Annotated in this window: 26 protein-coding genes, 2 tRNA genes and 2 pseudogenes; 11 read left to right on the top strand and 19 right to left on the bottom strand. The window is 68.3% G+C overall.

Annotation, left to right across the window (positions count from 1 at the left end; all coding sequences use genetic code 11):
- Positions 1 to 39: 39 nt before the first annotated feature.
- The 6 genes from V9G04_02170 to rsmI form a co-directional block, all read right to left on the bottom strand.
- Complete coding sequence (locus V9G04_02170) at positions 40 to 768, bottom strand: peptidase E (GenBank protein MEI2712110.1); 729 nt, start codon at positions 766 to 768, stop codon at positions 40 to 42.
- Between the two features lie 158 nt (positions 769 to 926).
- Complete coding sequence (locus V9G04_02165) at positions 927 to 1,862, bottom strand: 4-(cytidine 5'-diphospho)-2-C-methyl-D-erythritol kinase (protein ID MEI2712109.1); 936 nt, start codon at positions 1,860 to 1,862, stop codon at positions 927 to 929.
- Positions 1,859 to 2,719: a 16S rRNA (adenine(1518)-N(6)/adenine(1519)-N(6))-dimethyltransferase RsmA gene (rsmA, locus tag V9G04_02160; GenBank protein ID MEI2712108.1), complete on the bottom strand. Its 861-nt coding sequence runs from the start codon at positions 2,717 to 2,719 to the stop codon at positions 1,859 to 1,861. The genes V9G04_02165 and rsmA overlap by 4 nt, the downstream gene beginning before the upstream one ends.
- A gap of 97 nt (positions 2,720 to 2,816) precedes the next feature.
- Positions 2,817 to 3,947, bottom strand: a complete 1,131-nt coding sequence (locus V9G04_02155) for a transglycosylase family protein (protein MEI2712107.1) — start codon at positions 3,945 to 3,947, stop codon at positions 2,817 to 2,819.
- Positions 3,948 to 4,215: 268 nt separating this feature from the next.
- Entirely contained in the window at positions 4,216 to 5,100 is an 885-nt protein-coding gene (locus tag V9G04_02150) for a TatD family hydrolase (GenBank protein MEI2712106.1), read from the bottom strand.
- Between the two features lie 10 nt (positions 5,101 to 5,110).
- The gene (gene rsmI, locus V9G04_02145) at positions 5,111 to 5,947 is read right to left on the bottom strand and encodes a 16S rRNA (cytidine(1402)-2'-O)-methyltransferase (GenBank protein ID MEI2712105.1); all 837 of its coding nucleotides are present in this window, start codon (positions 5,945 to 5,947) and stop codon (positions 5,111 to 5,113) included.
- Between the two features lie 56 nt (positions 5,948 to 6,003).
- On the opposite strand from rsmI, the gene V9G04_02140 reads away from it, so the two are divergent.
- Both V9G04_02140 and V9G04_02135 read left to right on the top strand, forming a co-directional pair.
- Positions 6,004 to 7,761 carry a phospholipid carrier-dependent glycosyltransferase gene (locus V9G04_02140; protein ID MEI2712104.1) on the top strand — a complete coding sequence of 586 codons (1,758 nt, stop codon included), beginning with the start codon at positions 6,004 to 6,006 and terminating at the stop codon, positions 7,759 to 7,761.
- Complete coding sequence (locus tag V9G04_02135; GenBank protein MEI2712103.1) at positions 7,752 to 8,966, top strand: cysteine desulfurase-like protein; 1,215 nt, start codon at positions 7,752 to 7,754, stop codon at positions 8,964 to 8,966. Before V9G04_02140 ends, V9G04_02135 begins: the two co-directional genes overlap by 10 nt.
- Before the next feature lie 138 nt (positions 8,967 to 9,104).
- Here V9G04_02135 and V9G04_02130 read toward each other — a convergent pair.
- The 7 genes and pseudogenes from V9G04_02130 to V9G04_02100 all read right to left on the bottom strand — a co-directional run bounded on the left by V9G04_02130 (position 9,105) and on the right by V9G04_02100 (position 14,327).
- Positions 9,105 to 9,177: transfer RNA gene (locus V9G04_02130), tRNA-Ala, on the bottom strand.
- A 76-nt stretch (positions 9,178 to 9,253) separates the two neighbouring features.
- A complete protein-coding gene (locus V9G04_02125; protein MEI2712102.1) occupies positions 9,254 to 10,078 on the bottom strand; it encodes a hypothetical protein in 825 nt (274 codons plus the stop codon).
- Positions 10,079 to 10,160: 82 nt separating this feature from the next.
- Entirely contained in the window at positions 10,161 to 10,784 is a 624-nt protein-coding gene (locus tag V9G04_02120) for a GNAT family protein (GenBank protein ID MEI2712101.1), read from the bottom strand.
- Positions 10,750 to 11,229: a MogA/MoaB family molybdenum cofactor biosynthesis protein gene (locus tag V9G04_02115; GenBank protein MEI2712100.1), complete on the bottom strand. Its 480-nt coding sequence runs from the start codon at positions 11,227 to 11,229 to the stop codon at positions 10,750 to 10,752. The genes V9G04_02120 and V9G04_02115 overlap by 35 nt, the downstream gene beginning before the upstream one ends.
- Positions 11,226 to 11,714, bottom strand: a complete 489-nt coding sequence (moaC, locus tag V9G04_02110) for a cyclic pyranopterin monophosphate synthase MoaC (protein MEI2712099.1) — start codon at positions 11,712 to 11,714, stop codon at positions 11,226 to 11,228. Before moaC ends, V9G04_02115 begins: the two co-directional genes overlap by 4 nt.
- Positions 11,715 to 11,727: 13 nt before the next feature.
- Positions 11,728 to 12,948, bottom strand: a complete 1,221-nt coding sequence (gene glp / locus V9G04_02105) for a gephyrin-like molybdotransferase Glp (GenBank protein ID MEI2712098.1) — start codon at positions 12,946 to 12,948, stop codon at positions 11,728 to 11,730.
- Positions 12,941 to 14,327, bottom strand: a pseudogene (locus tag V9G04_02100) (UTP--glucose-1-phosphate uridylyltransferase). Before V9G04_02100 ends, glp begins: the two are co-directional and overlap by 8 nt.
- Before the next feature lie 23 nt (positions 14,328 to 14,350).
- On the opposite strand from V9G04_02100, the gene V9G04_02095 reads away from it, so the two are divergent.
- Both V9G04_02095 and V9G04_02090 read left to right on the top strand, forming a co-directional pair.
- Positions 14,351 to 14,974: a 5-formyltetrahydrofolate cyclo-ligase gene (locus V9G04_02095; GenBank protein ID MEI2712097.1), complete on the top strand. Its 624-nt coding sequence runs from the start codon at positions 14,351 to 14,353 to the stop codon at positions 14,972 to 14,974.
- A gap of 6 nt (positions 14,975 to 14,980) precedes the next feature.
- Positions 14,981 to 15,229 (top strand): annotated as a pseudogene (locus tag V9G04_02090) (FmdB family zinc ribbon protein).
- 14 nt (positions 15,230 to 15,243) lie between these two features.
- Here the strand turns inward: V9G04_02090 and V9G04_02085 are convergent.
- Positions 15,244 to 15,507, bottom strand: a complete 264-nt coding sequence (locus V9G04_02085) for a hypothetical protein (protein MEI2712096.1) — start codon at positions 15,505 to 15,507, stop codon at positions 15,244 to 15,246.
- A 32-nt stretch (positions 15,508 to 15,539) separates the two neighbouring features.
- Between V9G04_02085 and V9G04_02080 the strand changes: the two genes are divergently transcribed.
- The gene (locus V9G04_02080; protein ID MEI2712095.1) at positions 15,540 to 16,187 is read left to right on the top strand and encodes an SAF domain-containing protein; all 648 of its coding nucleotides are present in this window, start codon (positions 15,540 to 15,542) and stop codon (positions 16,185 to 16,187) included.
- 67 nt (positions 16,188 to 16,254) lie between these two features.
- On the top strand, positions 16,255 to 16,593 hold the full coding sequence (locus V9G04_02075) for an MscL family protein (GenBank protein ID MEI2712094.1): 339 nt from the start codon (positions 16,255 to 16,257) through the stop codon (positions 16,591 to 16,593).
- A gap of 132 nt (positions 16,594 to 16,725) precedes the next feature.
- Here V9G04_02075 and V9G04_02070 read toward each other — a convergent pair whose 3' ends face one another.
- Genes V9G04_02070 through V9G04_02060 form a run of 3 tightly spaced genes read right to left on the bottom strand, consistent with a single transcriptional unit; the run spans position 16,726 to position 19,188 of the window.
- On the bottom strand, positions 16,726 to 17,820 hold the full coding sequence (locus tag V9G04_02070; GenBank protein ID MEI2712093.1) for an LCP family protein: 1,095 nt from the start codon (positions 17,818 to 17,820) through the stop codon (positions 16,726 to 16,728).
- The gene (locus V9G04_02065; GenBank protein MEI2712092.1) at positions 17,813 to 18,001 is read right to left on the bottom strand and encodes a hypothetical protein; all 189 of its coding nucleotides are present in this window, start codon (positions 17,999 to 18,001) and stop codon (positions 17,813 to 17,815) included. Before V9G04_02065 ends, V9G04_02070 begins: the two co-directional genes overlap by 8 nt.
- On the bottom strand, positions 17,998 to 19,188 hold the full coding sequence (locus tag V9G04_02060; GenBank protein MEI2712091.1) for an LCP family protein: 1,191 nt from the start codon (positions 19,186 to 19,188) through the stop codon (positions 17,998 to 18,000). Before V9G04_02060 ends, V9G04_02065 begins: the two co-directional genes overlap by 4 nt.
- A gap of 221 nt (positions 19,189 to 19,409) precedes the next feature.
- On the opposite strand from V9G04_02060, the gene V9G04_02055 reads away from it, so the two are divergent.
- Positions 19,410 to 19,482: transfer RNA gene (locus V9G04_02055), tRNA-Arg, on the top strand.
- 11 nt (positions 19,483 to 19,493) lie between these two features.
- On the opposite strand, the gene V9G04_02050 is transcribed toward V9G04_02055, so the two are convergent.
- A complete protein-coding gene (locus V9G04_02050) occupies positions 19,494 to 20,672 on the bottom strand; it encodes a saccharopine dehydrogenase NADP-binding domain-containing protein (GenBank protein MEI2712090.1) in 1,179 nt (392 codons plus the stop codon).
- 59 nt (positions 20,673 to 20,731) lie between these two features.
- Here V9G04_02050 and V9G04_02045 point away from each other — a divergent pair, with 59 nt between their 5' ends.
- Positions 20,732 to 22,558 carry a beta-propeller domain-containing protein gene (locus V9G04_02045; GenBank protein ID MEI2712089.1) on the top strand — a complete coding sequence of 609 codons (1,827 nt, stop codon included), beginning with the start codon at positions 20,732 to 20,734 and terminating at the stop codon, positions 22,556 to 22,558.
- A 21-nt stretch (positions 22,559 to 22,579) separates the two neighbouring features.
- Positions 22,580 to 22,849 (top strand): DUF2277 domain-containing protein, encoded by a 270-nt coding sequence (locus V9G04_02040; GenBank protein ID MEI2712088.1) that lies wholly within the window; start codon positions 22,580 to 22,582, stop codon positions 22,847 to 22,849.
- Between the two features lie 39 nt (positions 22,850 to 22,888).
- On the opposite strand, the gene V9G04_02035 is transcribed toward V9G04_02040, so the two are convergent.
- On the bottom strand, positions 22,889 to 23,572 hold the full coding sequence (locus tag V9G04_02035) for a metal-dependent transcriptional regulator (protein ID MEI2712087.1): 684 nt from the start codon (positions 23,570 to 23,572) through the stop codon (positions 22,889 to 22,891).
- 78 nt (positions 23,573 to 23,650) lie between these two features.
- On the opposite strand from V9G04_02035, the gene V9G04_02030 reads away from it, so the two are divergent.
- Together V9G04_02030 and V9G04_02025 are read left to right on the top strand one after the other, a co-directional pair.
- Positions 23,651 to 24,427 carry a hypothetical protein gene (locus V9G04_02030; GenBank protein MEI2712086.1) on the top strand — a complete coding sequence of 259 codons (777 nt, stop codon included), beginning with the start codon at positions 23,651 to 23,653 and terminating at the stop codon, positions 24,425 to 24,427.
- Positions 24,428 to 24,439: 12 nt separating this feature from the next.
- Positions 24,440 to 26,059, top strand: a complete 1,620-nt coding sequence (locus V9G04_02025) for an alpha-amylase family glycosyl hydrolase (protein ID MEI2712085.1) — start codon at positions 24,440 to 24,442, stop codon at positions 26,057 to 26,059.

Raw genomic sequence — 26,059 nt, 5'->3', positions numbered from 1 at the left:
TCCTGCCAAGTGGGGACGCGAAGGCGCGAAACGTGCGGCTTAGATCCGTCGGGCTCCGATCCGCTCCTCGACCGCGCCTTCACCGTCGCGAACGATCCGATACGCGGCCGCATCCGGGACCTCCGCAACCACGTCGACCAGTTCGGTGTCGCGGTACACGAGGCCGACGCCGTCGTCAGTGGCGTACGCCGTGGGCAAGGTGCCGTCCGCCACCAGGCGTTGCAACAGGGGACGTCGTTGCTCCTCGGCGTCGTAGTGCACGCCGTTGGCGTACGGCAGGAGTCCGAGGCCGTCTGTCACCGGGCGCAGGTCGGGACCATAGGAGTCCGTGGTGCCACCGACATGCCAGCAGATGGACCCGGCCGAGACTCCGCCGAGGACGACGCCCGCCTCCCACGCTTCGCGCATGATCGCGTCGAGACCGTGCGCTCGCCAGACCGCCAGCAGGTTGACCACCGACCCGCCCATCACCCAGACCACATCCGAGTCGAGGACCGCGCCACGCATGTCATCGAGATTCGGCGTCGGGAAGAGCCGCAGCTCAGTCAGATCGAACCCGGCCACCCGGGCGGCTTCGAACATCCGGTGCGCGAAGAACTCCTGGTCGCCGATCGCCGTACCGACGTACGTGATGCGCGGCCGTCGTCGGTGTACGCCCGAGAGCTCGACGCAATGGTCGACCAGCGGGCCGAAGGCGACCGGAAGTCGCGGGTGATCAAACGTGAAACCGCCCGAGGTGGCGACAATGGTCGGCGAGTCAGCGGGCATGTCCCGCAGGCTACGCGGTCAGGCCATGAGTCGGGGTGAGGCCAGACGTATCTGCCGTTGTCGGCCGTCCCCTCGGTGGTTGAGGAGCGAACGCACGTGAGCGTCTCGAAATCACCACCGTTGGCCGCGCATCCACCGAAACCACCGCGATTGCAGTCTCAGTGCACCGAGAGATCCACGAGGTGCGCGCCGGGGGCGGCGCCGTTGCATACCAGGATCACGTCTTGCTCGTCCGACAACCCTCGCGCCACGGCGCGGGCCGAATCCGCGTCCTCGCACAAGAACGTGACGGTCGGACCAGAGCCCGTGATGTGCCCGCGCAATGCCCCTTCGGCCTCGCCGCGTTCGATCAATCGCCCGAGTTCGGGACGTAGGTCGATCGCGGGAGCCTCCAGGTCGTTGTAGAGCATCTCGGCGAGCTGGTGGGGGTTGCCCGTTCGTACGGCTGCCACCACGTCCCGCGCGGGAGAAGGGGTGGCGGAGGCGTCGGGATACATCCGATCGAAGTGCCGGTATACCTCGGGCGTGGAAAGTCCGATGCGCGACGGGACGATCACCCACCACCACACGCCGTTGTCTTCGACGGGTGTCACGATCTCGCCGCGCCCGCTGCCATGGGCGGTGCCCCCGATCAACGCGAACGGCACATCAGAGCCGAGCTCGGCCGCGATCGCGAGCAGGTCCTCGTCCGACGTCTCCACGCCCCACAGGCGGTCCAACGCGACCAAAGCTGCGGCGGCATCAGCCGACCCGCCCGCCAGTCCGCCGGCGACGGGGATTTCCTTGGAGATATCGACGTACGCCGAGGGCGTCAAACCATGGTGGGCAGCCAGCAAACCAGCCGCTCGACTGACAATGTTGGAGTCATCGACGGGCAACGATTCGGTGTTGATGTAGTCGGTGACCGACATCGTCAGACTCCACTCTTCGCCATAGCAAGCCGTGACGTCGTCGAAGAGCGCGACGGCCTGATAGACGGTGTCGAGCGGATGAAAGCCGTCCTCGCGGGGCGCGCCGACCCCGAGATGCAGGTTGATCTTCGCCGGAGCGCGTACGACGAACTCGCGCGACGGCGGCAACATTGCGGCGGTCACGAGGCGGCCTCGAGCGCGAGCGTCAGGCGGCAGAAGTCGTCGATGCTCAGCGTCTCTCCTCGGGTCGTGGGTTCAAGGCCCGACTCTGCCAAAGCCTCGTCGAGGCCTTCGTACCCGGCCCCCCGAAGCACTGCGCGCAGCGTCTTGCGGCGTTGCGCGAACGCGGCATCAATCACCTTGAATACAGCCTCGCGCGACACCTGGTCGCTGGGCGGCGGTCGGTGCGTCCAGGCGACCAGACCGGAGTCCACGTTCGGCGCGGGCCAGAAGACGTTGCGCCCGATCGCGCCGGCCCTGCGTACGTCCGCGAACCAGGCGGCCTTCACCGACGGGACGCCGTACGTCTTCGAACCCGGTCGAGCCGCGAGACGATCAGCGACTTCGGCTTGCACCATCACCAGACCACGTTCCAGCGAGGGCAACAGCGCGAGGAGATGCAGCAATACCGGCACCGACACGTTGTACGGCAGGTTGGCCACGAGCGCGGTCGGCGGCGGGCCGGGCAGCCCGGTGATCCGCAGAGCGTCGTCGGCCACCACGCGAAAGCGCGCCTCGTGGCCAGGAGCGTACGACGCGATCGTCTCGGGCAGCAGGGCTGCCAGCCGTGGGTCGATCTCGACCGCCGTGACCTCGGCGCCCGCTTCGAGCAGCGCGAGCGTCAGCGAACCAAGGCCAGGACCGACTTCCAGGACCACATCGTCAGCGCCGATGCCCGACTCCCGCACGATGCGCCGCACCGTGTTGGGGTCGATCACGAAGTTCTGGCCACGCTGCTTGGTGGGGCGCAGGTCAAGCCGCGCTGCCAGCGCGCGGATCTCGGCGGCGCCCAGCAGCGTGGGCGGCGCCGGATCAGTCATGCCCAGACCCTAGTGGTGAGCAGACGCGACAGGTCGACGCCCTCACGCGGACCAGACGCGACAGGTCGACGCCCTCACGCGGACCAGACGCGACAGGTCAGCGCGGGAGGCCGAGCTTGGCCGAGCACCCCGGCCAGGCGCCGTACCCACCGCTGGCATCGCGCAACTTCGTCGCGATCGCGATCTGGGTCTCACGCGAGTGCTGGCTGGGCAGGCCGGTGCCGCCGTACGCCCGCCAGGTGCCCAGGCTGAACTGCAAGCCGCCGTAATAGCCGTTGCCGGTGTTGATCGCCCAGTTGCCGCCCGACTCACACTGCGCCAACGAGTCCCACACGGTGTTGCCGCCCGCGAAGTTGACCCCCGAGGGCTGCTCCTTGGTGCCGACGGAGACGACCTTGGCGACCGGCTTGGTGGTCACCGTGGCGGAGACGACGCGACGCGCGACGAGTTCGCCGTTGCGGAAGACCAGGCGGTAGGTCACGTTGCGCGAGCCGGCCTTGCCCTCGGTCAGGACCTTGTCCTCGCCCTCGTACGCATCGGGGTTGGCACGCTCGACGGTCTGGAAGGCGATCGCCTCGCCGCGCACCTTGCGGTTCACCACGCGTACGTCGGTGAAGACGATCCGCATGCCGTCCTTCAACTTGGTGTTCAGACCCGGCTTGACGTCGTCGCGGCGCTCGACGCTCACGTCGAGTTGGCGCAGCAGTTGGCGTACGGTCATCGCCCGCACCTTGTGCTTCTCGGCCGCCCGCGCACCGATGCGGACGACGACCTTCTTGGGCGTGACCACCTTGACCGTGGCACCGCCTCGACCGATGGACTGGCTGCGGCTCACCGACAGCGCGGCGCCGCCATAGTTACTGCCGATCTCGCTCAACGCGTCGCCGATGCTGGTCGCGAGCACCCAGTGGGTCTGCTCCTGGCCGTCGACCTTCAGCGTCACCTCGCGGGCGAATCGCACGGCAACGCGAGCGCCGTCCTCGATCTGCGTGTCGAGCGAGGGCGCTACCTCGTCGTGCTCGCCGAGCTCGATGTCTGCCGACTCCAGGACGTCACCGACCGTCTGCCCGAAGACCGAGACCTGCTGGGGTTTGCCGTCCAGCGACAGCGTCACGGACTTGCCGAGGCTGCTGTAGCCGTAGGTGGCGCCTGCCAGGGCGAGGGCAACGACGGTGGTCAGGCCGATGAGCAGGGACTTGCTCTTCGACCAGGCGGTGAGACGGGACACGGGGCTCCAGACTTCGTACGTTCCGGTTCTCGGGGCGATCCGCGCCTGACCTCGGCGCCGCGGGGGGACGGCGGGCGGGGCTGATCGGCGGTTTCGCGGGGACTCACACCTCACCCACGAGGTGCCGATCGGGGCGCAGACGGATGGCCCGATTCCGGCTAACAGTCACAAGAAGATAACGATCCACCCGTTCGATGCAAGTTGGCGACGGCACGATCAGGGCCTGCAAGGGGGTTACGTGACCGACATCTCGCGCCCGGCGACGTGGTTACCAGGCGCCGCCGAAGGCCCTTGACGTGTTCTCGTCGATGGCCCGGCACAGGTCGAGCAGGGGCTCGGAGCGTACGTCGGCCATCGCGCGCACGGTGTGCGGGATCAGGTACGACGCGTTCGGTCGCCCCCGATATGGCACCGGCGTCAGATAGGGCGCGTCGGTCTCGACCAACACACGGTCCAGTGGCGTGATCGCCAGCGCGTTGCGCAGCGGTGCGGCGTTCTTGAAGGTCACCGGCCCGGCAAAGGAGAGGTACGCCCCCCGCTCCAGGCACTCGCGCGCGAACCGGTCGTCGCCGGAGAAGCAGTGCATCACCCACCGTGGTGGCGGCGGCTCGGAGTCCAGCACCCGGAGGATGTCGTCGTGCGCGTCCCGGTCGTGGATGACCAGCGTCTTGTCGAGTTCGCGCGCGAGTCGGATGTGGTGGCGAAACGAGAACTCCTGCGCCTCGCGACCCTCGGGCCCGGTGCGGAAGTGGTCGAGCCCCGTCTCCCCCACCGCACGGACCGAATCGTGGGCGCGCGCCAACTCGCCGATCTCGGCCAGCGCCGCGTCCAAAGCACCGTCGAGAGCCAGCCTTGGCGCCTCATTCGGATGCAGCGCGACTCCCGCGACCAGGGGTGCGTACGACTGTGCCACCGACACCGCCCAACGCGCGCCGGGCAGGTCGCACCCGATCTGCACGATGCGCGTCACGTTGACCGACGCCGCCGCATCCAGCGCATCCTCGACCGAAAGCCAGTCACCGTCGGCGATGTCGAGGTGACAGTGGTTGTCGACCACCGGGTGCGGCAACGGGTCCGGAACTTCCGGCCGCTCGCGCGAACGTTTCGAGCCGTCCTCAGAGGTGGCAGCGCGGGAGCGAAGAGGTCCGTTCATCCCACCCACGCTAGTCGCGGTGCACCGCGTCGTAGACCTCGCGCTTGGGCACGCCTGCTCGCAGCGCGACCGCCGCGATCGCCTCCTTGCGGCGTACGCCCTCTTCCTCAAGCGAGGCCACCGCCGCGCGCCAGTCATCAGGGGTCATCGACTCCGCGGCCACCACCCGTCCTGACACCACGATCGTCACCTCCCCGCGTACGCCCTCGGCACTCCACGCGACCAGATCGGCCAGTGGGCCGCGCGCGACCTCCTCATAGGTCTTGGTGAGTTCGCGGCACACCGCGGCGGGGCGGTCGTCGCCGAACGCGGCTGCCATCGCCGCGAGCGCTGCGTTCGTACGATGTGGCGCCTCGAAGAACACCATCGTGCGCTCCTCCTCAGCCAGTCTTGCCAACCGGCGCGCCCGCTCCCCGGCCTTGCGGGGCAGGAATCCTTCGAAGCAGAAGCGGTCCACCGGCAGCCCCGACACCGCGAGCGCGGTGAGCACGGCCGACGGGCCGGGCACAGCCGTCACCCGGATCCCCGCCTCGATCGCCGCCACCACGACCCGATAGCCCGGATCGGACACCGAGGGCATGCCCGCATCGGTGACCAGCACGACCCGATCCCCCGCGAGCAGCGCCTCGACCAGGGCAGGCGTACGCGTGTGCTCGTTGCCTTCGAAGTACGACACGACGCGCCCGCGTAGCGAGATCTCCAAGTCCGCGCACAGCCGCCGCAGGCGCCGGGTGTCCTCCGCCGCGACCACATCGGCCTGCGCCAACTCGGCCGCCAACCGCGGCGGCGCATCGCCTGCCTGCCCGATGGGCGTGGCAGCCAGGACGAGCACTCCGGTGTCGGTCACCGACCCATGATCCCAGTCGCCCCCGTCAGCGAAGCTCCACCCGTAGAGTTCCGCTCGTGCCCACGACTGTCGAGGACCGCAGCCCCGCGCACGAGCCCGTCTCCTTGTCTCGGACCAGTGACGGGGAGACGTATCCGCTCGCGGCCGATCGGGGCCGGTTCCGCTTCGTGATGAACGACGTGTTCCTCGGCTGGTTCACGACGATCTCGGTGGCGCTGGTCGCGTTGTTCTTGCGGTTGTGGAAGCTCGGCGAACCCAAGTCGTTCCTCTTCGACGAGACCTACTACGCCAAGGACGCCTGGTCGCTGCTGCACTACGGGCACGCGATGGACTACAAGGATCAGATCGACGCCACGATCCTCGACGGGCAGACCACCGATCTGTGGAAGACCTCGCCGTCGATGAACGTCCACCCCGAGGTCGGCAAGTGGATGATCGCGCTGGGCGAGAAGGCCTTCGGCCTGGATCCGTTCGGCTGGCGGGTCGCGTCGGCGGTGACCGGCGCCTTGATGGTGCTGGTGCTGGCGCGGCTCGTACGCCGTCTGACCGGCTCGACGTTGTGGGGCTGCGTCGCCGGGCTGCTGCTGACGATCGACGGGCTCCATTTCGTGCTGTCTCGCCTGGCCCTGCTCGACATCTTCTTGGCGTTCTGGCTGCTGTGCGCGGTGTCGTGCCTGGTCGCCGATCGCGACTGGTTCCGGCGGCGGCTGGCCGCGCGTACGAACGTCGATGCCACCGGGCGTACGAGGGGCTGGGGCGCCATCCGCGGCGTGCTCTTCCGTCCGTGGCTGTTGGCCGGCGGCGTCTGCTTCGGGCTGGCGGTCGGCTCGAAGTGGACCGCGCTCTATCCGCTGGCTGCCTTCGGGCTCCTGGTCTTCGCGTGGTCGGTGGGCGCGCGGCGCTCGTTCGGGGTACGCGGTGCGTGGTGGAAGTCCGCGCTGACCGATGGCCTGGCTGCCTTCGTGCACCTCGTCGTGGTCGCGGCGATCGTCTACACCGCGACCTGGACGGGCTGGCTGCTGAACGCCAAGACCTATGAGCAGAGCGGGCTGTCGGCCTCGCAATACACGACGTACGCCGGTGAGGGGCACTGCGCCGAGGACCCCAACAACAAAGACCAGCAGATCTGGGTGGTCGACAAGACCGACCCGGGACGCAAGTGGCCCACGGCGACCGAGAAGGACAAGTCGGGCCTGGGCGAGGTCACCCAGAGCGTCCGGTCGCTGTGGTACTTCCACCGCGACGTCTACACCTTCCACACCGACTTCTTGAACTGCGCGACGCACCCCTACCAGTCGATGCCCTCAGGCTGGCTGCTGCTCAACCGTACGGTCGGCGTCGACGCGCAGAACGACATCCCGGCCAGCACTCCTGGGTGCGCGGCGACCGGCGACGGCAAGTGCAAGCGGATCGTCACGCTGCTGGGCAACCCGGTGATCTGGTGGGGCAGTTGCCTGGCGCTGATCGCCGGTGCCGCCCTGTGGATCGGCGCGCGCGACTGGCGTTGGGGGGTCGCACTGGTCGGCACACTGTCGACGTGGCTGCCCTGGACGCTCTATAACGAACGCCCGATCTTCATCTTCTACGCGGTCGCGACACTGCCCTTCATGGTCATGGCACTGACCCTGGCGTTGGCGACGATCGTGGGTCGAGACCGCGGGCCGTCGTCGAGGCGTACGACCGGCGTGGTGATCGCGGGCTCGTTCGTGATGTTGGCACTGGTCGCCTTCGCGTTCTTCTGGCCGGTGCTGACCGATCAGTTGATCACCGACCAACAGTGGCTGCAAAGGATGTGGTTCTCGAAATGGATCTGAGCTCCTATGACGTGGAAGCACTGCGCGCGCACTTCCCGGCGCTCGAATCCGGGATCGCCCACTTCGACGGCCCCGGGGGCACCCAGACCCCTCGCGTCGTGGCGCAGGCGGTGGCCGACACCTTGATGGGCCCGTTGTCCAACCGCGGCACCGGCATCGTCTCGGAGAGCAACGCCGACGATGCCGTGCACGCCTTCCGCAGTGCGTACGCCGATCTCCTCGGCGTGCCGGCGACCGGGATCGTGCACGGGCGCAGCGCGACCGCGCTGATCTATGACTTCTCGCGCGCCTTGGCCAAGACGTGGGGGCCGGACGACGAGATCGTGGTCTCGCGACTGGACCACGACGCCAACGTACGCCCGTGGGTGCAGGCCGCGGAGTCTGCCGGGGCCAGTGTCCGTTGGCTCGACATCGTCCCCGAGACGGCCGAGTTAGATCTGGAAAGCGCCGCGTCGGTGATCGGCCCACGTACGCGGGTCGTGGCGCTGACGGCCGCCTCCAACCTGCTGGGCACGATGCCACCCGTACGCGCGCTCGCCGACCTGGTGCATGCCGTCGGGGGGCTGATGTTCGTGGATGGTGTGCATTACACCGCGCATCACCCCGTGGATCTGGCCGAGTTGGGCGCCGACCTCTTCGTCTGCTCGCCCTACAAGTGCCTGGGTCCGCACCTGGGCGTGCTGGCCGCGTCACCTGATCTGCTGGAGACGATCGAGAACGACAAACTGCTCCCGGCCACCAATGCCGTCCCGGAGCGTTTCGAACTCGGCACCCTCCCGTACGAAGCCATGGCCGGTGCCACGGCAGCGGTCGACTTCCTGGCGGCGATCGCGCCAGGCAACGCGAAGTCGCGCCGCGATCGACTCGCGTCCTCGTTGGCCGCGACCGACGCCCACGAGCACGGCCTCAGTGCGCGCCTGGAGGCCGGGCTTGAGTCACTGCCCGGCGTCGAGGTCCGCTCGCGTGCGGCCCGGCGTACGCCGACCGTGTTCTTCACCGTCGGCGAGCGCGACCCGTGGGTGGCGTACGAGTTCCTCTGCGCGCGCAACGTGCTGGTCGGTGCCGGGGAGTTCTATGCGTACGAGCCCGCGACGCGCCTGGGCATCATGCCCGCCGGCGGGCTGCGCCTGGGGATGGCGCCCTACACGACCGAGTCGGAAGTCGACCGAGCCCTCGAAGGGCTCGCGGAATTCCTCAGGAGTTGACCTCCCCGAGTCGTCGTCTCGCCCTCGTCGGTGAAGTTCTGGAGGCGCCCGCCAGACCGCCCACCCGAAACGCGCCTGCCCTGAAACGCGCCTGCCCCGCCATCAGACGGGGCAGGTTTCGTTCTTTTCAAAATTGGGTGGAGCTGAGGGGACTCGAACCCCTGGCCTCCTCGATGCGAACGAGGCGCGCTACCAGCTGCGCCACAGCCCCAGGTGCGGCCGGGTGGAAGCCCCGGACCGCGGCGAAACCTTAGCACCCGGCGAGAGTGCCGACCCAATCCGGCCGATCAGGAGCCGACTGCGCGTTGGCCCTCGTTGCCACGACGGTCACGCTCGGCCTTCTCGGCGGCTTCGGCGTCTCGTACGAGCGCGGAATCGGACTCTTTGCGACCCGAGGTCCACACACCTGTGGAGTCCAGGTCGATCGTGCGCACGGTGCGCTTGGCGGTCGACTTGTTGACGTACGTCGGCAGCGTCACCGGGACCGGGTCCCACATGCCGGGCAAACGGGTGGGCTCGGCGCGGACCGGCTCGTGCGACATGGTGTCTTCGAGCGAGTCGACGTCCTCGACGGGGGATGCGGGCGCCGCAGCGTCGGCGACCGGCTCAACCGACTCGCGGGGGATGCGGGCGATGCGCGGCAAGTGCGGCATCGACGGACGCCCCAGTCCACGCTCGCTGCGCACCATCACCCGGCAGGCGACCAGCCAGGCAACCAGGACGGTGCCCGGGATCGCGACGTACCACCACGACATCACCGAAGTCGCGGCCAGCACGAGCACGATTGTCAGCGCGCCCAGGATCACGGCCAGGGTGTTGCGGCGTCGACGGGTCGCCTTGGCGATCGCGGCCCGACGGGCGGCGGTGCGCTCGGGCGGCACGGCCTTCTGCTCCACCACGGTCTCGGAATCGGTGCGCGCGGGTCGGTTGACCACGAAGCGGGCGGTCTTGGCCGAGGTCGGTTCCCGACGAGCCAACACCCGCATCCGCTCGGAGAATCGCTCGACCGAACGGCTGCGTACGGACTCCTCGTGGTGCTGCAGCGCCTTGGGGATCAGAAAGGCAGCCCAAGCGGCGGCCAGGGCCAGGAAGATCAGTCCGCTCGGATCCATACCCCGGAGGCTATGCGCCGCGACACGCCGAGCCGGGCACGCTCGCGCGTGTGTCGCAAAACAACTGGTGTGACGGATGTGATCAGCGACGGCGCAGCCGGGCCAGCATCCCACCCGGCGTGACCTCCTCCACCGTCACCGCATAGATCCGGTGGTCGCGCCAGGCGCCGTCGATGTGCAGGAACCGAGGGGCGTACCCGACCTCGACCAGACCGAGTTTCTCCACGACGCGCAGGGAGTTGGAGTTCTCCGGCCGGATGCAGATCTCCACCCGATGCAGCCCCACGCTGCTGAAGCAGTGGTCGATCACCAACGCCACCGCCGTCGGCACCACCCCTCGGCCCGCTTCCTCGATGGACACCCAATAGCCGATCGAGGCGAACTGTGCCGACCCGCGCACGATGTTGCTGACCGTCACCTGGCCGGCGAACCGACCGTTGACCTCGATCGCGAAGGGCAGGCAGGTCCCCTCGCGAGCGGCTCGCCGCAGATGGCGTACGAGTGCTCGGAAGTTGGCCGGTCGCCCTCCCCCGCCCGGTGGCACGGTCGCTTCCCAGGGCGCCAGCCACTCGGCACTGACGTTCCTGGCGGCCTCCCACGCCTTCGCATCGCCTGCTCGCAGCGGGCGGCAGGTCACCGCGCCGGAGCCGAGCGTGACGGGCCAGCCCGGGCTAGTGATCACTGCCGACGATCTGTTCGACAGCATGTACGAGGATCGGTCGCAGCACCGTGAGGCCGTCCTTCACTCCCCCGCGCGAGCCAGGCAGGTTGACGATCAGGCAGTCACCCGCGACCCCGGCCAATCCGCGCGAGAGCACCGCGGAGGGCACCCCCGCAGCGACGCCGTGTGCGCGGATCGCCTCGGCGATGCCCGCGATCTCGCGATCGAGGACGGCGCGGGTGGCTTCGGGCGTACGGTCCGTCGGCGTCAGGCCGGTGCCACCGGTCGTCACCACAGCACGCGCACCGGCGTCGACGAACTCCTGCAATGCCTCGCGCACCGGATCACCGTCGGAGACGACCCGCGCATTCGCGCACACGAATCCCAGGGACCGCAGAAAGTCGACGATCAGCGGTCCGGTCTCGTCGGCGTAGACGCCTGCCGCAGCGCGGTTGGAGGCCACGACCACACCGGCGGGAAGTCCGGTCATGACGGCCTGGCCCAGTCGCCGCTCTTGCCGCCGGTCTTGGTCTCGACGCGGATGTCGGTGATCACGGCCGCCTTGTCGACCGCCTTGATCATGTCGACCACGGTGAGTCCGGCGACGGCGACGGCGGTGAGCGCCTCCATCTCGACACCCGTACGATCCCGGGTCCCCACGGTCGCGACGATCTGCACCGCGTCATCGGTCACGGTCAGGTCCACGCCGACCGAGGACAACATCAGGGGGTGGCATAGCGGGATCAGCGCAGGCGTCTGTTTGGCGCCCATGATCCCGGCGAGCCGGGCGACGGCGAGCGTGTCGCCCTTAGGTACGCCCGCACCTCGCAGCAGCGCGATCACCTCGGGTTTGACGAGCACGCGACCCGACGCCGTGGCCACCCGCGCGGTGACGTCTTTGGCCGACACGTCGACCATCCGGGCCGCGCCGGACTCGTCGAGGTGAGTCAGGCGCGCAGCAGAATCGGAAGACACGACGAGCAGCCTCTCAGAAATCGCGGTCGAGCAGCAGCACGTCGACCATCTCGCCAGCGGCGACGAGCGTCTGGTCCTCGGGCACCACGATGATCGCGTTGGCGTGGGCCAGGTCGCCGATCAGGTGGGAGGCATAGCCGCCGACGGTGGCGACCGTACGGTCCTCGGCGTACTCACCTCGCACCAGTTGGCGCCGCCCCGCAGGCGAGGAGATGTCGTTGGTCAATTGCGCCTTGACGAGCGGCCGGGCGTACGGACTGCGTCCCATCAGCTTGCGAATCGCGGGCAGCCCGAACATCTGGAAGGACAGGTAAGCCGAGACCGGGTTGCCTGGCAACGTCAGGACCGGCACACCGTCGACCAGACCGAAGCCCTGGGGCTTGCCGGGCTGCATCGCGATGCCGCCGAACCACACGCCGCGAGGGGCCAGGGCTGCTTTCACCACATCCCAGTCGCCTTGCGAGACGCCACCGGAGGTGAGGATCAGGTCGGCGCGTGGAGACTGCTCGATCAGCGCGGCCAAGAAGGCTTCCGGCTCGTCCGGCACGATGCCGACGCGGTACGCCTGGGCGCCCGCCGCCGTCGCGGCCGCTGCCAGCAGATAGGAGTTGCCGTCGAAGATCGAGTCGTGGCCCAACTCGGTGCCCGCATCGCGCAATTCGGATCCGGTGGAGATGACCACCACGCGGGGCCTGGGACGACACGACACCGAGGGTTTGCCGACGGCGGCGAGCAGGCCGACGTGTCGCGGCCCCAGCCGGGTTCCCGCCTCGATCACGAGGTCGTCGAGCGCGACATCCTCACCGGCGGGCCGGATGTGCTGGTGCGGCTTCGGCGCCTGACGGATCACGACCTGGTCGACGCCGCGGTCGGTCCATTCGTACGGCACCACCGCATCGCAACCCGCCGGCACGGGTGCGCCGGTCATGATCTTGGCGACGCTGCCGGGGGCGATCTCGCGTACGTCTGCCTGCCCCGCTCCGATCTCACCCACCACCGGCAACGTGACCGGCGACTGCTCCGAGGCCTGCGCGACATCGGCACGGATCACGGCATAGCCGTCCATCGCGGAGTTGTCGAAGCCGGGCAGCGCGACCTCGGAGCGGACGTCGATCGCCGCCTCCAGGCCGAGAGCGTCGAGCAACGGCACGTTGAGCGGCTCCAGCGGCTCCAGCGCGTCGAGGACCCGCGCCAGGTGCTGCTCGACGGTTTCGAGCGCAGGCTGCTCAGCCATCGTCGCCCAGCACCGTGCCCGGCTCGATCCGCTGGGCACCCTTGGTGGCTTCGAGGTCGACGTCGCCGACCACCTCAACCTTGGCGCCGAACGTCCAGTCGCCCTCGACCCGCAGCGAGGTGGCCTGCCGCAGTGACGGTGCCCCCTCGGGGAAACGCTGATCGAACTCCCCGATGCGCGCATAGTGCTCGGGGTCGAGTTCGACGTACGGCACCTCGGAGACCGACTGGTCGAGCACGAAATCGGGGCCGAGGTCGTAGACGTCGGAACGCAGCACGAGCAGTTCGTTGGTGGTCTTGACGGGGATGAAGCGCTCGCGCCCGACGGCGATCGTGCGGGCCCCGTCGAAAACCTCGATCGCCGCCCCCATCGCCGTCTCGATCTGGATCACCTTGGGCGTGGTCGGGTCGGCCGGGTCGACATTCTTGACGTTGCGGATCAGCGGCAGGCCGAGCACCCCCTCGCGGGCCGCCAGCGCATCTCGCATCGCGGCCACGTCGAACCACAGATTGTTGGTCGAGCAGAACCGGTGCCGGGTCAGATCCGCGAGCGCCTGCTGATCCTGCGGCAGCGTCTGCGCGGTCTCGCGCAGCACGATCCGCCCATCTGTCTTGCGGCGCGCGAAGTGACCGCCCTTCTTGTCCGACGGCGTACGCAGCACGGCCTCGATCGCGAACGGCGCGCCGCTCTGCTCGAACCAGCCGGCAACCTTCGGGTCCGGCGTAGCGCCGAGGTTGTCGGAGTTGGAGACGAAGCAGGTGGTGAACCCCCGCTCCAACAACAGGTCGAGCAGGCCGTTGCCGAGCATCGCGGTGTAGATGTCGCCGTGCCCGGGCGGGCACCACTCGAGGCTCGGGGTCCCTGGGATAGGACACCGGCGAGAGGTCCTTCTCCAGCAGCTTGGGCTCCTTGTTCTGCAAGAACTCCAGGGGGAGACCGTCGTAGGGCAGATCCTGATAGCGCGCGAGCGCCTCGATGGTGTCGGTCGAGGTGCGGAAGGAGTTCATGAACAGCAGCGGCAGCGGGGCGTCGTACTCCTCGCGGGCTTTGAGCACCTGCCGCGAGATGATGTCGAGGAAGGACAGGCCGCGGCGTACGCACAACAGCGACTTGGCCCGGTCCATCCCCATCGACGTGCCCAGCCCGCCGTTGAGTTTGATGATCGCCACCTTGCGCAGTGCCGCGCGACCGGCCTCGTCGGAGACCTCGACGTCGGCCAGCGACTCCATGTCCAACGGGTCGATGGACGACTCGGGGATCATCCCGGTCTCGCCATGTTCGAGCAGTCGGTAGTAGTGCGAGAAAGCGTCGATCGCGGTGGCGTCGAGCCCCGCTTCGAGCATCTTCTCCCGAGCGCGCTGTAGTCCTGCAGAAGCCATGTGATCGATCGTAGGCTCGACTCATGACAGCGTCACTTCCTGGAGGATCCGGCCATCGCGAGCCCGACCTCGCGGCGCGCAAGTTGGCGCTGCGTGACCAGTTGCAGACCGCACGCAACCGGATGACCGTGGCCGAGGTCGGTGCCGCAGCGGCCCTGATCGCCCAGCGGGCGCTGGCGCTGGAGGACGTACGCCGGGCCGCAACCCTCACGGCGTACGTCTCGGTCGGCACCGAGCCCGGCACGGGCCTGTTGTTGGAGGCCCTGCATACGGCTGGGAAGCGGATCCTGCTGCCGATCACGGTGCGCCACGAGGGCCGCCTCGAACTCGACTGGGCTGCGTACGCCGGGCCGGAGAGCCTGGTGCCTGCGAAGTTCGGGCTGCTGGAGCCGGCCGGACCCGCTCTGGGTCTGGACGCGATCGCAGGCGCGGACGTGGTGCTGGCACCGGGGATGGCCGTCGATGCCCAGGGGTTCCGGATCGGCAAGGGCGCGGGGTGTTATGACCGGGCCTTGACGCGGATGGTCGCGAGAACCCCGGTGATCGCGCTGCTCTATGACGCCGAGGTGGGCCGCGACGTGCCGATCGAGGCGCATGACCAGCCGGTGACCATGGCGGTGACGCCCGCCCGGGTGGTGCGGTTCTGATCGGGAATGCTCGGGTCGGCTCAGGGCGTTGCACGACGTGACGTACGATCCGGCAGTCCGAATCGAGCGCCAAGCCCAGGCGCGCCGGACCGTCGTCGTGAGGAGAGGACCGTCGTGCCGACCTATCAGTACGCGTGCACCGAGTGCGGTCACGCCTTCGAGACCGTGCAGTCCTTCAGCGACGACGCCCTGACCCACTGCCCCGAGTGCGACGGTCGCCTGCGCAAGGTGTTCAACGCCGTCGGGGTGGTCTTCAAGGGCTCCGGCTTCTATCGCACGGACTCGCGCTCGGCGAAGTCGGCTGGCACCGACGCCGCCAGCACCTCGTCGCCGAAGTCGGACTCATCCTCTTCCGCGTCGTCTGCGTCGTCCTCGTCTGCGTCGTCCTCTGGGTCGTCGTCTGGGTCGTCGTCTGGGTCGTCGTCCTCTGGGTCGTCGTCTTCTGGGTCGTCGTCCTCTGGGTCGTCGTCCTCGACCAGCACTTCGTCAGGCTCCTGACCTGCCGGTTCGCGCTCTCTGTGGAGGACGCGCACACCACGGCACCACTGCATCTAACGTCGCGGGGATGCTGACTGAAGATGCTCCGATTACCACGCGCCGCCGCGATCAGATCGCGCGCAGACTCCGCAGTGGGCGGCGTGCGGTGCTGCGACGCCGGCGTCTGTTGGCCGCGATCTGCGCCGCCGGCGCGGTCGGGCTCGTGGTGGTGTCCGTACGCCCTCCGGCGCCCGCGACCGAGTCCGTCCTCGTGGCCGCCCGAGACCTGCCGGCGGGCCTGACCCTGCGTGAGAGTGATCTGCGGGCCGCGCAGTTTCCTGCCGCGCTCGTGCCCTCCGTCCGCTCCGCCGACCTGGTCGGACACACCCTCGCTACCCCGGTGCGCGCAGGCGAGGTGGTGACCGAGGTGCGGGTGCTGGGTGCAGCGTTGGTGACCGGTGATGCGGATCGGCGAGCGGTGCCCGTACGCCTTCCGGATGCCGATTCGGCCTCGCTGCTCGAACCCGGCGTCCGCATCGACATCCACGCGACGAACGCGAACGGCCGCGACTCTCGCCTCCTGGCGGCCGACGTCGTCGTGCTTGCGGTCCCCCCGACCGAGCACGACGGGACGCGCGAGGGCCGACTGGTGGTGCTGGGCGTCCCGGAGCACCTGGTGGCTGATTTCGCGAGTGCCGGTGTTGCGGATTTCCTCTCGTACGCCTTCACCGGCTAGATTCGCTCGCCGTTCCCCCACGAACGGGCACCACCTTCGGTGCACTCACAAGGAGATAGATACAGCCATGAGTGGCTTCAAGAACTTCATCCTCAAGGGCAACCTTGTCGACCTGGCCGTTGCGGTCATCGTCGGTACCGCTTTCGGCGCCGTCGTCACCACCTTCACCAACTGGCTGACCGCCCAGATGCCCAAGGGCGTCGAGAACATCTTCACCAACAAGGAGAACACCTTCGGCGCGTTCATGAACGCGACGATCTCCTTCCTGATCCTCGCCGCGGTCGTGTACTTCCTGGTCGTGCTGCCTTACACCAAGGCCAAGGAGCGCTACTTCCCGAGCGACGCCGAGGGCCCGACCGAGGTCGAGCTCCTCACCGAGATCCGCGACTCCCTCGCGGCTCGCTGATCTAGCTTGAGAAAGAGCCCGTCCGAGCATCGCTCGGGCGGGCTCTTCGCGTGACCGGGCACGAACGCACGCGTGAAACCCGCCGACCGGGCACGAACGCACGCGTGAAACCCGCCGACCGGGCACAAACGCTCAGGAGCAGATGCCCATCTCGGCCCGGTCCTGCTTCTCCTCGGGCGTCAGGTTCTTGGGCCGGTCGGGGTCTGCGGTGACCGAGCCACGAATCAAATGCGTCGGGATCGCCTCGTCGGCCGCGATCCGCTCCCAGATCTCATCGGCGGCGGGCTTCCAGCGCACCTTCCCGGCGAACTCGGAGTCCGACGGGAAATACTCGTTGGGGATCGTGAACAGCCGCACCTGATCCATCCCGATCTTGCGGACATCCATGGCCAGCCCCGCGAGTTCGCGCAGATTGTCGAAGTCGGTCGCGATCGACTCGGTCGCCGCATCCAGGAACGGGAGGATGCGATCCGGACGCGCGACGTTGTGGCTGGCCTTGTTGAGCATCGCCGCGATGAACTCCTGCTGACGCCGGATCCGGCTGAGGTCGTTCCGCTTCTCGATCGGACCCCAATAACGCAGCCGTACGTATTGCAACGACTCGTCTGGGTTGAGTTCTCGAGTGCCCGCCTTGAGGTGGATGTTTGCGGTGTCGTCGTCGATGTCCTGCGGGATGCAGACCGGCACTCCGTCGAGCGCAGCGACCATCGACTTGAACGAGCCGAAGTTGAAGGTCACGTAGTTGTCGATGCGTACGCCTGTCAACGCCTCGACCTGCCGCCAGGTGCAGCCTTCGCCACCGAGCCGGAACGCTTCGTTCCACATCTGCCCGGTGCCGCCCGCGATCTGATCGTCGGCCCCGCAGTCGGGCCGGGTGACGATGGAGTCACGCGGGATCGAGACGGCGTACGCCCGACTCCGGTCGGCAGACAGGTGTAGCAGGATCGTCGTGTCGGAACCGCCCATTCCGGCTTCTCCATCGATGCCGCACCCCTCACAGGAGCGGTCGTCGCTGGCCATGACGAGGATGTTGACCGGCTTCTTGGGTCCCTCGACCGCGACCGCATCGGGGCGGTCGGCCCCGAGTTCCTTGCCGACCTCTCGCCGATCGAGGTTGCCGTTGAGGTGGAGGTAGAGGTAGCCGAGTCCCGCTCCCGCGATCAACACGAGCGCGAGCCCGACGTACGTCAGCCTGCGAAGGCGTGGGTGGCGTCTCGGCTCAGCCATGATGCGGCGGCACCTGGGCTCTCAGCCAGGCGTCGCCTGCCGACTCCTGGTCGGGCCGCTGCGGCTCGCGTTCGTCGCTGGTGGTCTCGGGAAAGGTGTCGCCGAAGATCGCGTCGAGGCGCTGACGCCGGCGCCAATCCTCCCCGGTCGCCTGCTCGCGCGCCTCGTCGGGCGAGGTCACGTGCACAACCCCGCTGCCTCTGCCTCGGCCTCGGCGCTGGCATTGGCGGTGGGCCTGGGGGTCTGGCTCGTCGAAGGGCTGCCGCTCGGAGACGCCGACGGGCTCTCGCTGGGGACGTTGTCTGCCGAGATCGCGGTCTCGGTCTGGGCTCGGGTCAGCGGATCGTCTCGCTTGATCTTGAGCCACAACTGCTGGGCGCTCGGCAGCAGGCGTACGCGGTTGGGGTCTTCGGGGTCGTACTGCCAGGGCGCGGTGATGAACTTGATGTTGCTCAGGTCGATGTTGCGGAACTGGATCCCGACGTCCGCGATCTCGCGCAGATTGCCCATCCCCTCGTCGAGGACGAGGTTCTTCGTGGTGGCGTCGAGGAAGTTGAACAGCCGGATCGGGTTGGCCAGCGTGCCGGCCGAGACGACCTTGTTGGCCATCGACGCCACAAATGCCTGCTGGCGTTTGATCCTTCCGAGGTCGGAGCCGTTGCCCACGTGACGAACGCGGACGTACGACAGCGCTTCCTTGCCGGTAATGCTGCGGGTCCCCTGCTTGAGATAGATCCCGTGCTCGCGGTCGTCGATGTCTTGTGGGATGCAGACCTCTACGCCGCCGACCGCGTCGACCATGTCGCGAAAACCGGCGAAGTTGACCACCACGAAGTGATCGACGGGGATGTCGGTCATCTGCTCGAACTGCGCGATCGTGCAGAGCGGACCCGCGACGTTGAACGCGTCGTTCCACATCACGTCGTCCGCGCCCGAGACGACACCGCCGCCCTTCTTGCAGTCCGGTCGGGTCACCAGAGCATCACGCGGGATGCTCACGCCGTACGCCCGTTTCCGGTCCGCCGACAGGTGCAGCAGGATCGTGGTGTCGGAGCGGTTGCCGTCGCCGGTGAGGCCGTCGATGTTGTTGCCGACGCCGTCGCGGGTGTCGGTGCCCATGATCAGGATGTTGAGTGGCTCGCGCGGGCCTTCGACGTCGACCTTCTCCGGCCGGGCATCGACGAAGTCGTCGTCGGTGACCTTGAGAGTGGTGATGTTGCCGTTGAGGTGGCGATAGGCGTACGCCACCGCCAGTCCCGTGACCAGCGCCAGAGCCAATGCCGTGACGCTGACGACCTTGAAGACCGTGTGCCGCTTCTTGACCTTGCCGCGACGCTTGGGAGCAACCGTTGGCGTACGGTCGGCCATGCGTCACTCCTTCGCCAAAGTGGGGATCGGATTTGCCCGGTTCTTGATTCCCGGTCTTCATTGCCCGGTCCCGAGGGGCGCGTCCGGATGATCGCGCGCGGGCAACCTCCACAGTGTGACGGTAAGTGTCAAACGTGGCGCGCCGAATCGCCAACTTCGGGTGGATGCGGGTGCGCCGATCCGGCTTTGCCACAATGGCCCAGCCACGAGAAATGGCGCACGCCCCAGTAGCTCAGCGGATAGAGCAGCCGCCTCCTAAGCGAAAGGTCGCAGGTTCGACTCCTGCCTGGGGCACGTGGGTGGGATCAACTCACCTCGAACTTCATCCCAGCCGCCTGCAATCGCGCCAGCAGGTTCTCGCCCATCGCCTGCGCGGTCGTCACCGAGCCCGACGTCGCCGGGTTGTCGTCGAAGGCCAGGCACAGCGCGGACTCGGCCAGCATCTTGGCCGTCTCGTCATAGCCCGGGTCGCCGCCGGAGACGCGCGTACGCACGGTCCGGCCCCCAGCCTCGCCGACGAAGTCGACGCTGAACCAGGACTTCTCACGGCGCTCGGGGGAAGGCCCGTCGCCCTGCTTGACCCGGCCAAGCAACAACTCACGCAACGGCTTGACCTGAGCGATCAGACCGATCGCGGTCACCGCCGCGGCCCCACCGGCCGCATAGTGCAGCGTCTTGGTGCCGGCGAAGTGCGAATACCGGAAGTCCGGGCCGTACGACTCCAAAGCCGCGCCCGAGCGCGCCACGACGAAGGGGTCGATCGTCGGCAGCGGCAACAGCCAATAGCCGAGCACGGGGTCTTTGCCGGGCTTTCCGGCGACGGCCTTGGAGGAGCGCCCCTCCGGGCGAACCCCGAGGGACTTCTCCAGTGTGCGGCGGGCCGCAGAAGCCGAGCGCATCTGCTGGGCGCGGGAGAACGCCGTGATCGCCGAGTGGAAGGTGCCACCGGAGAAGGTTCCCGAGGAGCGTACGACTCCGCGCAGCGTGATCGGCTGGTCCGACGGCAACTGCGCGACGGTGAACATCGCGCCCAGGTCGTGCGGGATCGAGTCGAAGCCGCAGGCGTGCACGATCCGGGCGCCGGATGCGACGGCCGTCTCGTGGTGGGCGACGAACATGGTGTCGACGAACTCCGGCTCACCGGTCAGGTCGACGTAGTCGGTGCCGGCTGCCGCACAGGCCGCCACGAGCGGCTCCCCATGCACGATGTAGGGGCCGACGGTCGAGATCACCACGCGAGTCGAGGTCGCGACCTTGTCGAGCGCAGCTCGGTCGGTGCTATCGGCGATCAGCATCGGCAAGGTGGCCAGTGACGGCTCGAGCTGCGCCAGACGCTCCCGTACGCCCTCTAGTTTCGTCTGATTGCGGCCGGCTAGTGCCCACCGCACCGTGCTCGGCGCATGCGCGGCGAGATAGCGCGCGGTGAGTTCACCGGTGAACCCCGTGGCGCCGAAAAGAACGATGTCGTAGTCGCGATCGGCCATGTCGCCGATCCTGTCAGACCGCCGGGGAACCGCCGCTGGCGCAACGACGTCCCAATGCCATGACTTTGCGTACGACCCTCCCCACTGTCGCGCTGACCGCGGGCGTCGCCTTCATTGCCGGCATCACGGTGGCCGACCCCGGCACCGACACGGCCCCGCCGCCGTTCCGGCTGGCCAATGCCGACCTGACCTTGGCAACCTCGTGCGACACGCTGCGCGACTGGTATGTCGAGCGCGGCCTCAAGCAGGTCACGCCGTGGGGATGGAAGGGCGGCATCGTCTTCCAAGAAGGTGATGTGTCGTTTTCCACCGGGCCGTTGGCAGCCACCCCGACCACCGCGCCGGGAGTACGTGAGGAGCAAGGCAGCTCCGAGACCGGCACCAACGTGCAAGAGGTCGGCGTCGACGAAGCCGATACGGCGAAGTCCGACGGCTCGGTGCTGGTGCGGATCAAGGATGACGACCTCGTGATCTATGACGTCACCGGCTCCGAACCCAAGCTCACCTCCACCCTGGCGCTCGACGACATCGGATCCGCGCAGTTGCTGCTGCGCGGCGACACGGTGACGGTGATCGGTTCGGCGGACGCGACCGCGTACGGCTATGAGATCTGGCGGCCGAGCACACGAGTGCTCACGGTCGACATCCGCGACCTGGGCAACCCGCGCGTCACCGACACCGCGACGTACGACGCAGGGCTGCTCACCGCACGCCAACACGGCGACACGATCCGCATCACGTTGACCTCTCCCCTGCCCAGCCTCGGCTTCACGACCCCGGGCGAAGGCGTCAGCGAGAAGGACGCGCTGCTGAAGAACCGGGAGATCGTACGCAACTCCCAACTCACCGACTGGCTTCCGACCATCGCCTCGGACCACGGCCCCGAGCAACAATTGGTCGACTGTGCCGACGTCGCGTTGCCCAGCGAGGACGCCGGCCTGGGCACGCTGACCGTCGTCGGCTTCCACGCGGCCTCACCCCGGACGCGAGAGGTCACCGCAGTGGCCACCAACAGCACGACCGCGTACGAATCCGGCGACCGCCTGATCCTGGCTACCCACCCGTGGTCGGGCGCTGCGCTGCGTACGTCAGCACACCACGGCACGACGCACCTCTACTCCTTCGCGCTCGACGGCATCGCGGCCACGTACGTCGCCAGCGGCGAGGTGGAGGGCACGATCGCGGATCGCTGGGCGATCGACGCGGTGGGCGACTCGCTTCGGGTCGCGGTCGGTCCGTCGAGCGAGACCGGCAACTTCAACGCCGTCGTGACAATGCGCGAACGCGGCTCCGACCTGGTCCAATCGGGCCGAGTCGACCAACTCGGCATCAACGAGCAGATCCAGTCGGTGCGCTGGTTCGACGATCTCGCGATCATGGTGACCTTCCGGCAGACCGATCCGTTGTATGCGATCGACCTCGGCGACCCCGATGCTCCGAGGCTGCTCGGCAAACTCAAGATCCCGGGCTTCTCCGACTATCTGCACCCGATCGGCGACGACCTGCTGCTCGGCTTGGGCCAGGACGCCGACCCTCGTACGGGTGCCACCCTCGGGGCGCAGGCAGCCCTCTTCGACATCAGCGACCTGACCGCACTCAAGCGGGTCGCCACGGTGTCGTTGGGCAAGAACTCGACCGCCCTGGCCGGTTCGGACCCGCGGGCCTTCACCTGGCTCACCGGTCGCGACACGGCTCTGGCGGTGGTCTCGGACGACTGGCGCGGCTCCGGCGACATCGCGGTGCTGGGTGTGGCAGGCCGAGAGTTGACCAAGCGGATGGCCGAGGTCGACTACGGCCAGGACGTCTACGCGATCCGTACGCTCCCCCTTCCCGACGGCCGGGTTCTGCTGGTCACCGGCGACGACGTGTCCTTCTTCGAGGTCTGAGCCGCACGTACGCTCGCCTGCATGTGCCGCAACATCCGTCCGCTCAACAATTTCGAGCCGCCCGCGACCAATGACGAGGTGCACGCTGCCGCGCTCCAGTTCGTCCGCAAGGTCAGTGGCGCGACCAAGCCGTCGCAGGCCAATCAGGAGATCTTCGACCAGGCCGTTCGCGAGATCGCGCACATCACCCGACACCTGATCGATGACCTCGTGACCACTGCCCCGCCCAAGGACCGTGAGGTCGAAGCAGCCAAGGCGCGCGCCCGCGCCGAGTTGCGCTATGCCCGCTAGCCCTCCCGACCTGGCGGCGCTGACGGCTCCGAAGGTCCCCTAGAGCCGGTGCACGAAAATGTGCTCGGCCGCCTCGGACTCGATCTCGGCGGTCTCACCACCCGAGCCCATCAGGATGCCCGCGGCGGTCGCGGAGACCGCGACCACCTTGTCGGGAAGCGCACCGATGCGGCGCAGCAGCCCCATCAGTTCCTCGTCCTTCTGGATCTCCTCGGAGATCCGGCGGATCCGCACCTTCTCGCGTTCAGGTCCGGCCACCTCCAACAGCGACTGGACGCCGTCCATGAAGCCCTCGCCAGAGTCCTCGCCCAACTCGTCGAGTCCGGGGATCGGGTTGCCGTACGGCGACTCGGTGGGGTGGTCGAGCAGCTCGAGGAGACGACGCTCGACGTTCTCGGAGATCACGTGCTCCCAGCGACATGCCTCGGCATGGACGAGTTCCCAGTCGAGTCCGATCACGTCGACCAGCAGCCGTTCGGCGAGCCGGTGCTTGCGCATCACCCGGGTGGCCAGGCGCAGGCCCTCGGGCGTGAGTTCGAGGTGCCGATCGCCCTCCACAGTCAGCAAGCCGTCGCGTTCCATCCGCGCCACGGTCTGCGAGACGGTCGGTCCGCTCTGGTGCAATCGCTCCGCGATCCGCGCGCGCAGCGGGACGATGTCCTCTTCGATGAGCTCGAAGATCGTCCGCAGGTACATCTCGGTGGTATCGATCAGGTCGCTCACCCGGACCATTCTGGCCCACGTCGTCAACCTGGGCGGCGCACTGTCCGAGGTTGACGAGGTGCGGCACAATCGCACGACATGAGCATCCCCTTGGATCCTCTGGTCGTCCCCTCTCGGTTCTGCGGTCCGCCGAACTCGGGAAATGGCGGCTGGACCTCAGGCGCACTGGCCGGACTACTTCCCGACGCGGGCTGCCCAGAGGACCGCAGCGAGGCCTGGCCGACCATCGAGATCACGCTGCGCCAGCCACCGCCTCTCGACACGCTGATGCCCCTGACCCACGCGGACGGCATCACCACGGCTCTACGCGACGGCGCCGCCGTGGCGACCGGTCGCCTGGTGGAGGCCGAACTCGTCGCGGTCGCCCCGGTGTCCGCCGAGGTCGCCCACCAGGCCGAGGAACGCTTCGCCGGGGTCGACGAGCATCCCTTCCCCACCTGCTACACCTGCGGTCCCGATGCGCCCGGCGGACTCCACATCTTCCCCAGCCCACTCGTCGAGGGAGATCTGTCGAGTGTGGCCGCGCTGTGGACTCCCGACGAGACCGAGCTCGAAGACTGGCATTCCTACGGCTGCTCGACGGCTCGCACCTCGCTCGCCAACGTCTGGGCGGCCCTGGACTGCCCCGGCGGGTGGGCCGGCGGCTTCCCCGAGATCACCGTCGTACTCGGTCGGATGACCGCTCGCGTCGACGCTCTCCCGCGTGCCGGCGAGCAGCATGTGATCGTCGCCGAGGGCCGCGGCCGCGAGGGGCGCAAGAGCCACACCGCCACCACGATCTATGACGAAGATGGACGCCAGGTCGCCACCGCCGAGCACGTCTGGATCCAGGTCGACCGGGCTGACTTCGTCTGAGAAGGTGTCGCCATGCGCGACTTCCACGACCCGGCCTGGTGGCGCAACGCGGTCTTCTATCAGGTCTACGTCCGCTCGTTCGCAGACTCAGACGGCGACGGCATCGGCGATCTGCCGGGCATCACCGCCCGGTTGCCACACCTCAAGTCGCTGGGCGCCGACGCGCTGTGGATCACGCCGTTCTACACCTCGCCGCAGCACGATCACGGGTACGACGTGGCCGACTACCGCGACATCGACCCGCTGTTCGGCACGCTTGCCGACGCGGACGCGTTGCTCGCCCGAGCCCACCGGCTCGGACTGAAGGTCGTCTTCGACATCGTGCCCAACCACACGTCGTCGGAGCACGAGTGGTTCAAGGCAGCCCTGGCAGCGCAGCCGGGCTCGCCCGAACGCGACCGCTATCTCTTCCGCACTGGTCGCGTCGATGGCACGGAGCCGCCCAACAACTGGACGTCGGTCTTCGGCGGGGCCGCGTGGACTCGCGTGGGCGACACCGATCAGTGGTACCTGCACCTCTTCGACAGTTCCCAGCCCGACCTCAACTGGCGCAACCCCGAGGTCCCCGCGATGTTCGAGTCGGTGCTGCGCTTCTGGCTCGACCGCGGCGTCGACGGCTTCCGGATCGATGTCGCGCATTCGCTGTTCAAGGAGGCGTCGCTGCGCGACCAGGTGCTGGCCGACGGGGAACACCTCTCCGATGTCACCACCATCAACTCCGAGGACGGGATGGTGGCGCCACACCTGGACGACGAACCGATGTGGGATCAGCCCGAGGTGCATGACGTCTACCGCGACTGGAGGCGGCTGCTCGATTCGTACGATCCCCCACGCATGGCCGTGGCCGAGGCGTGGACCTCCACCCAGGAGTCGATGGCGCGCTACGTACGCCCCGACGAGTTGATGCAGACCTTCAACTTCGCCTGGCTGACAGCACCGTGGTCGGCACGAGCATTCGTACGCGTGATCACCGAGACCCTCGATGCCCTCGAGGGGCAGCACTCGTCGCCGACCTGGGTGTTGTCCAATCACGACGTGAAGCGCCACGTCACGCGCTATGGCGGCGGGGCGACCGGCCTGGCCCGCGCCCGAGCCGCCACGTTGGCGATGTTGGGCCTGCCCGGGGCGGTGTATCTGTATCAGGGCGAGGAGCTCGGTCTCGAAGAGGTTGCGGTCGCGCCGGAGCACCGGCAGGACCCCGTCTGGTGGCGCACGGGTGAACCGGGCCGCGACGGTTGCCGCGTCCCCCTGCCCTGGAGCGGCACGGCGGCTCCCTTCGGTTTCGGTCCTGGCTCGGAGCAGCCGTGGATCCCGCAACCTTCCGCCTGGGCGGCGCTCACGGTCGAGGCTCAAGAGGGAGTCGCGGGGTCGACGCTGGAGTTCTATCGAGAGGCCCTGCAGGCCCGCAAGGCGTACGCCGACTCGGCCGGAGAAGAGGTCGAGTTGGTCGACCTCGGCGACGACGTGCTCACCTTCCGGCGCGGCCCGCTGCTGGTCGTGCTCAACTGCGGCACGGTGCCGGTCGAGTTGCCTGACGGGGAGGTCGTGGTGGCGTCCGGGCCGCTCGGCGCCACGCTGCCGCCCGACACCGCCGCCTGGCTGACCGTTGAGTTGGGCCAGCCTGGGCGTTGA

It is taken from the genome of Nocardioides sp., assembly GCA_037045645.1.
Classification (GTDB): Bacteria; Actinomycetota; Actinomycetes; order Propionibacteriales; family Nocardioidaceae; genus Nocardioides.
This window is presented reverse-complemented; position numbering and strand designations above follow the sequence as displayed.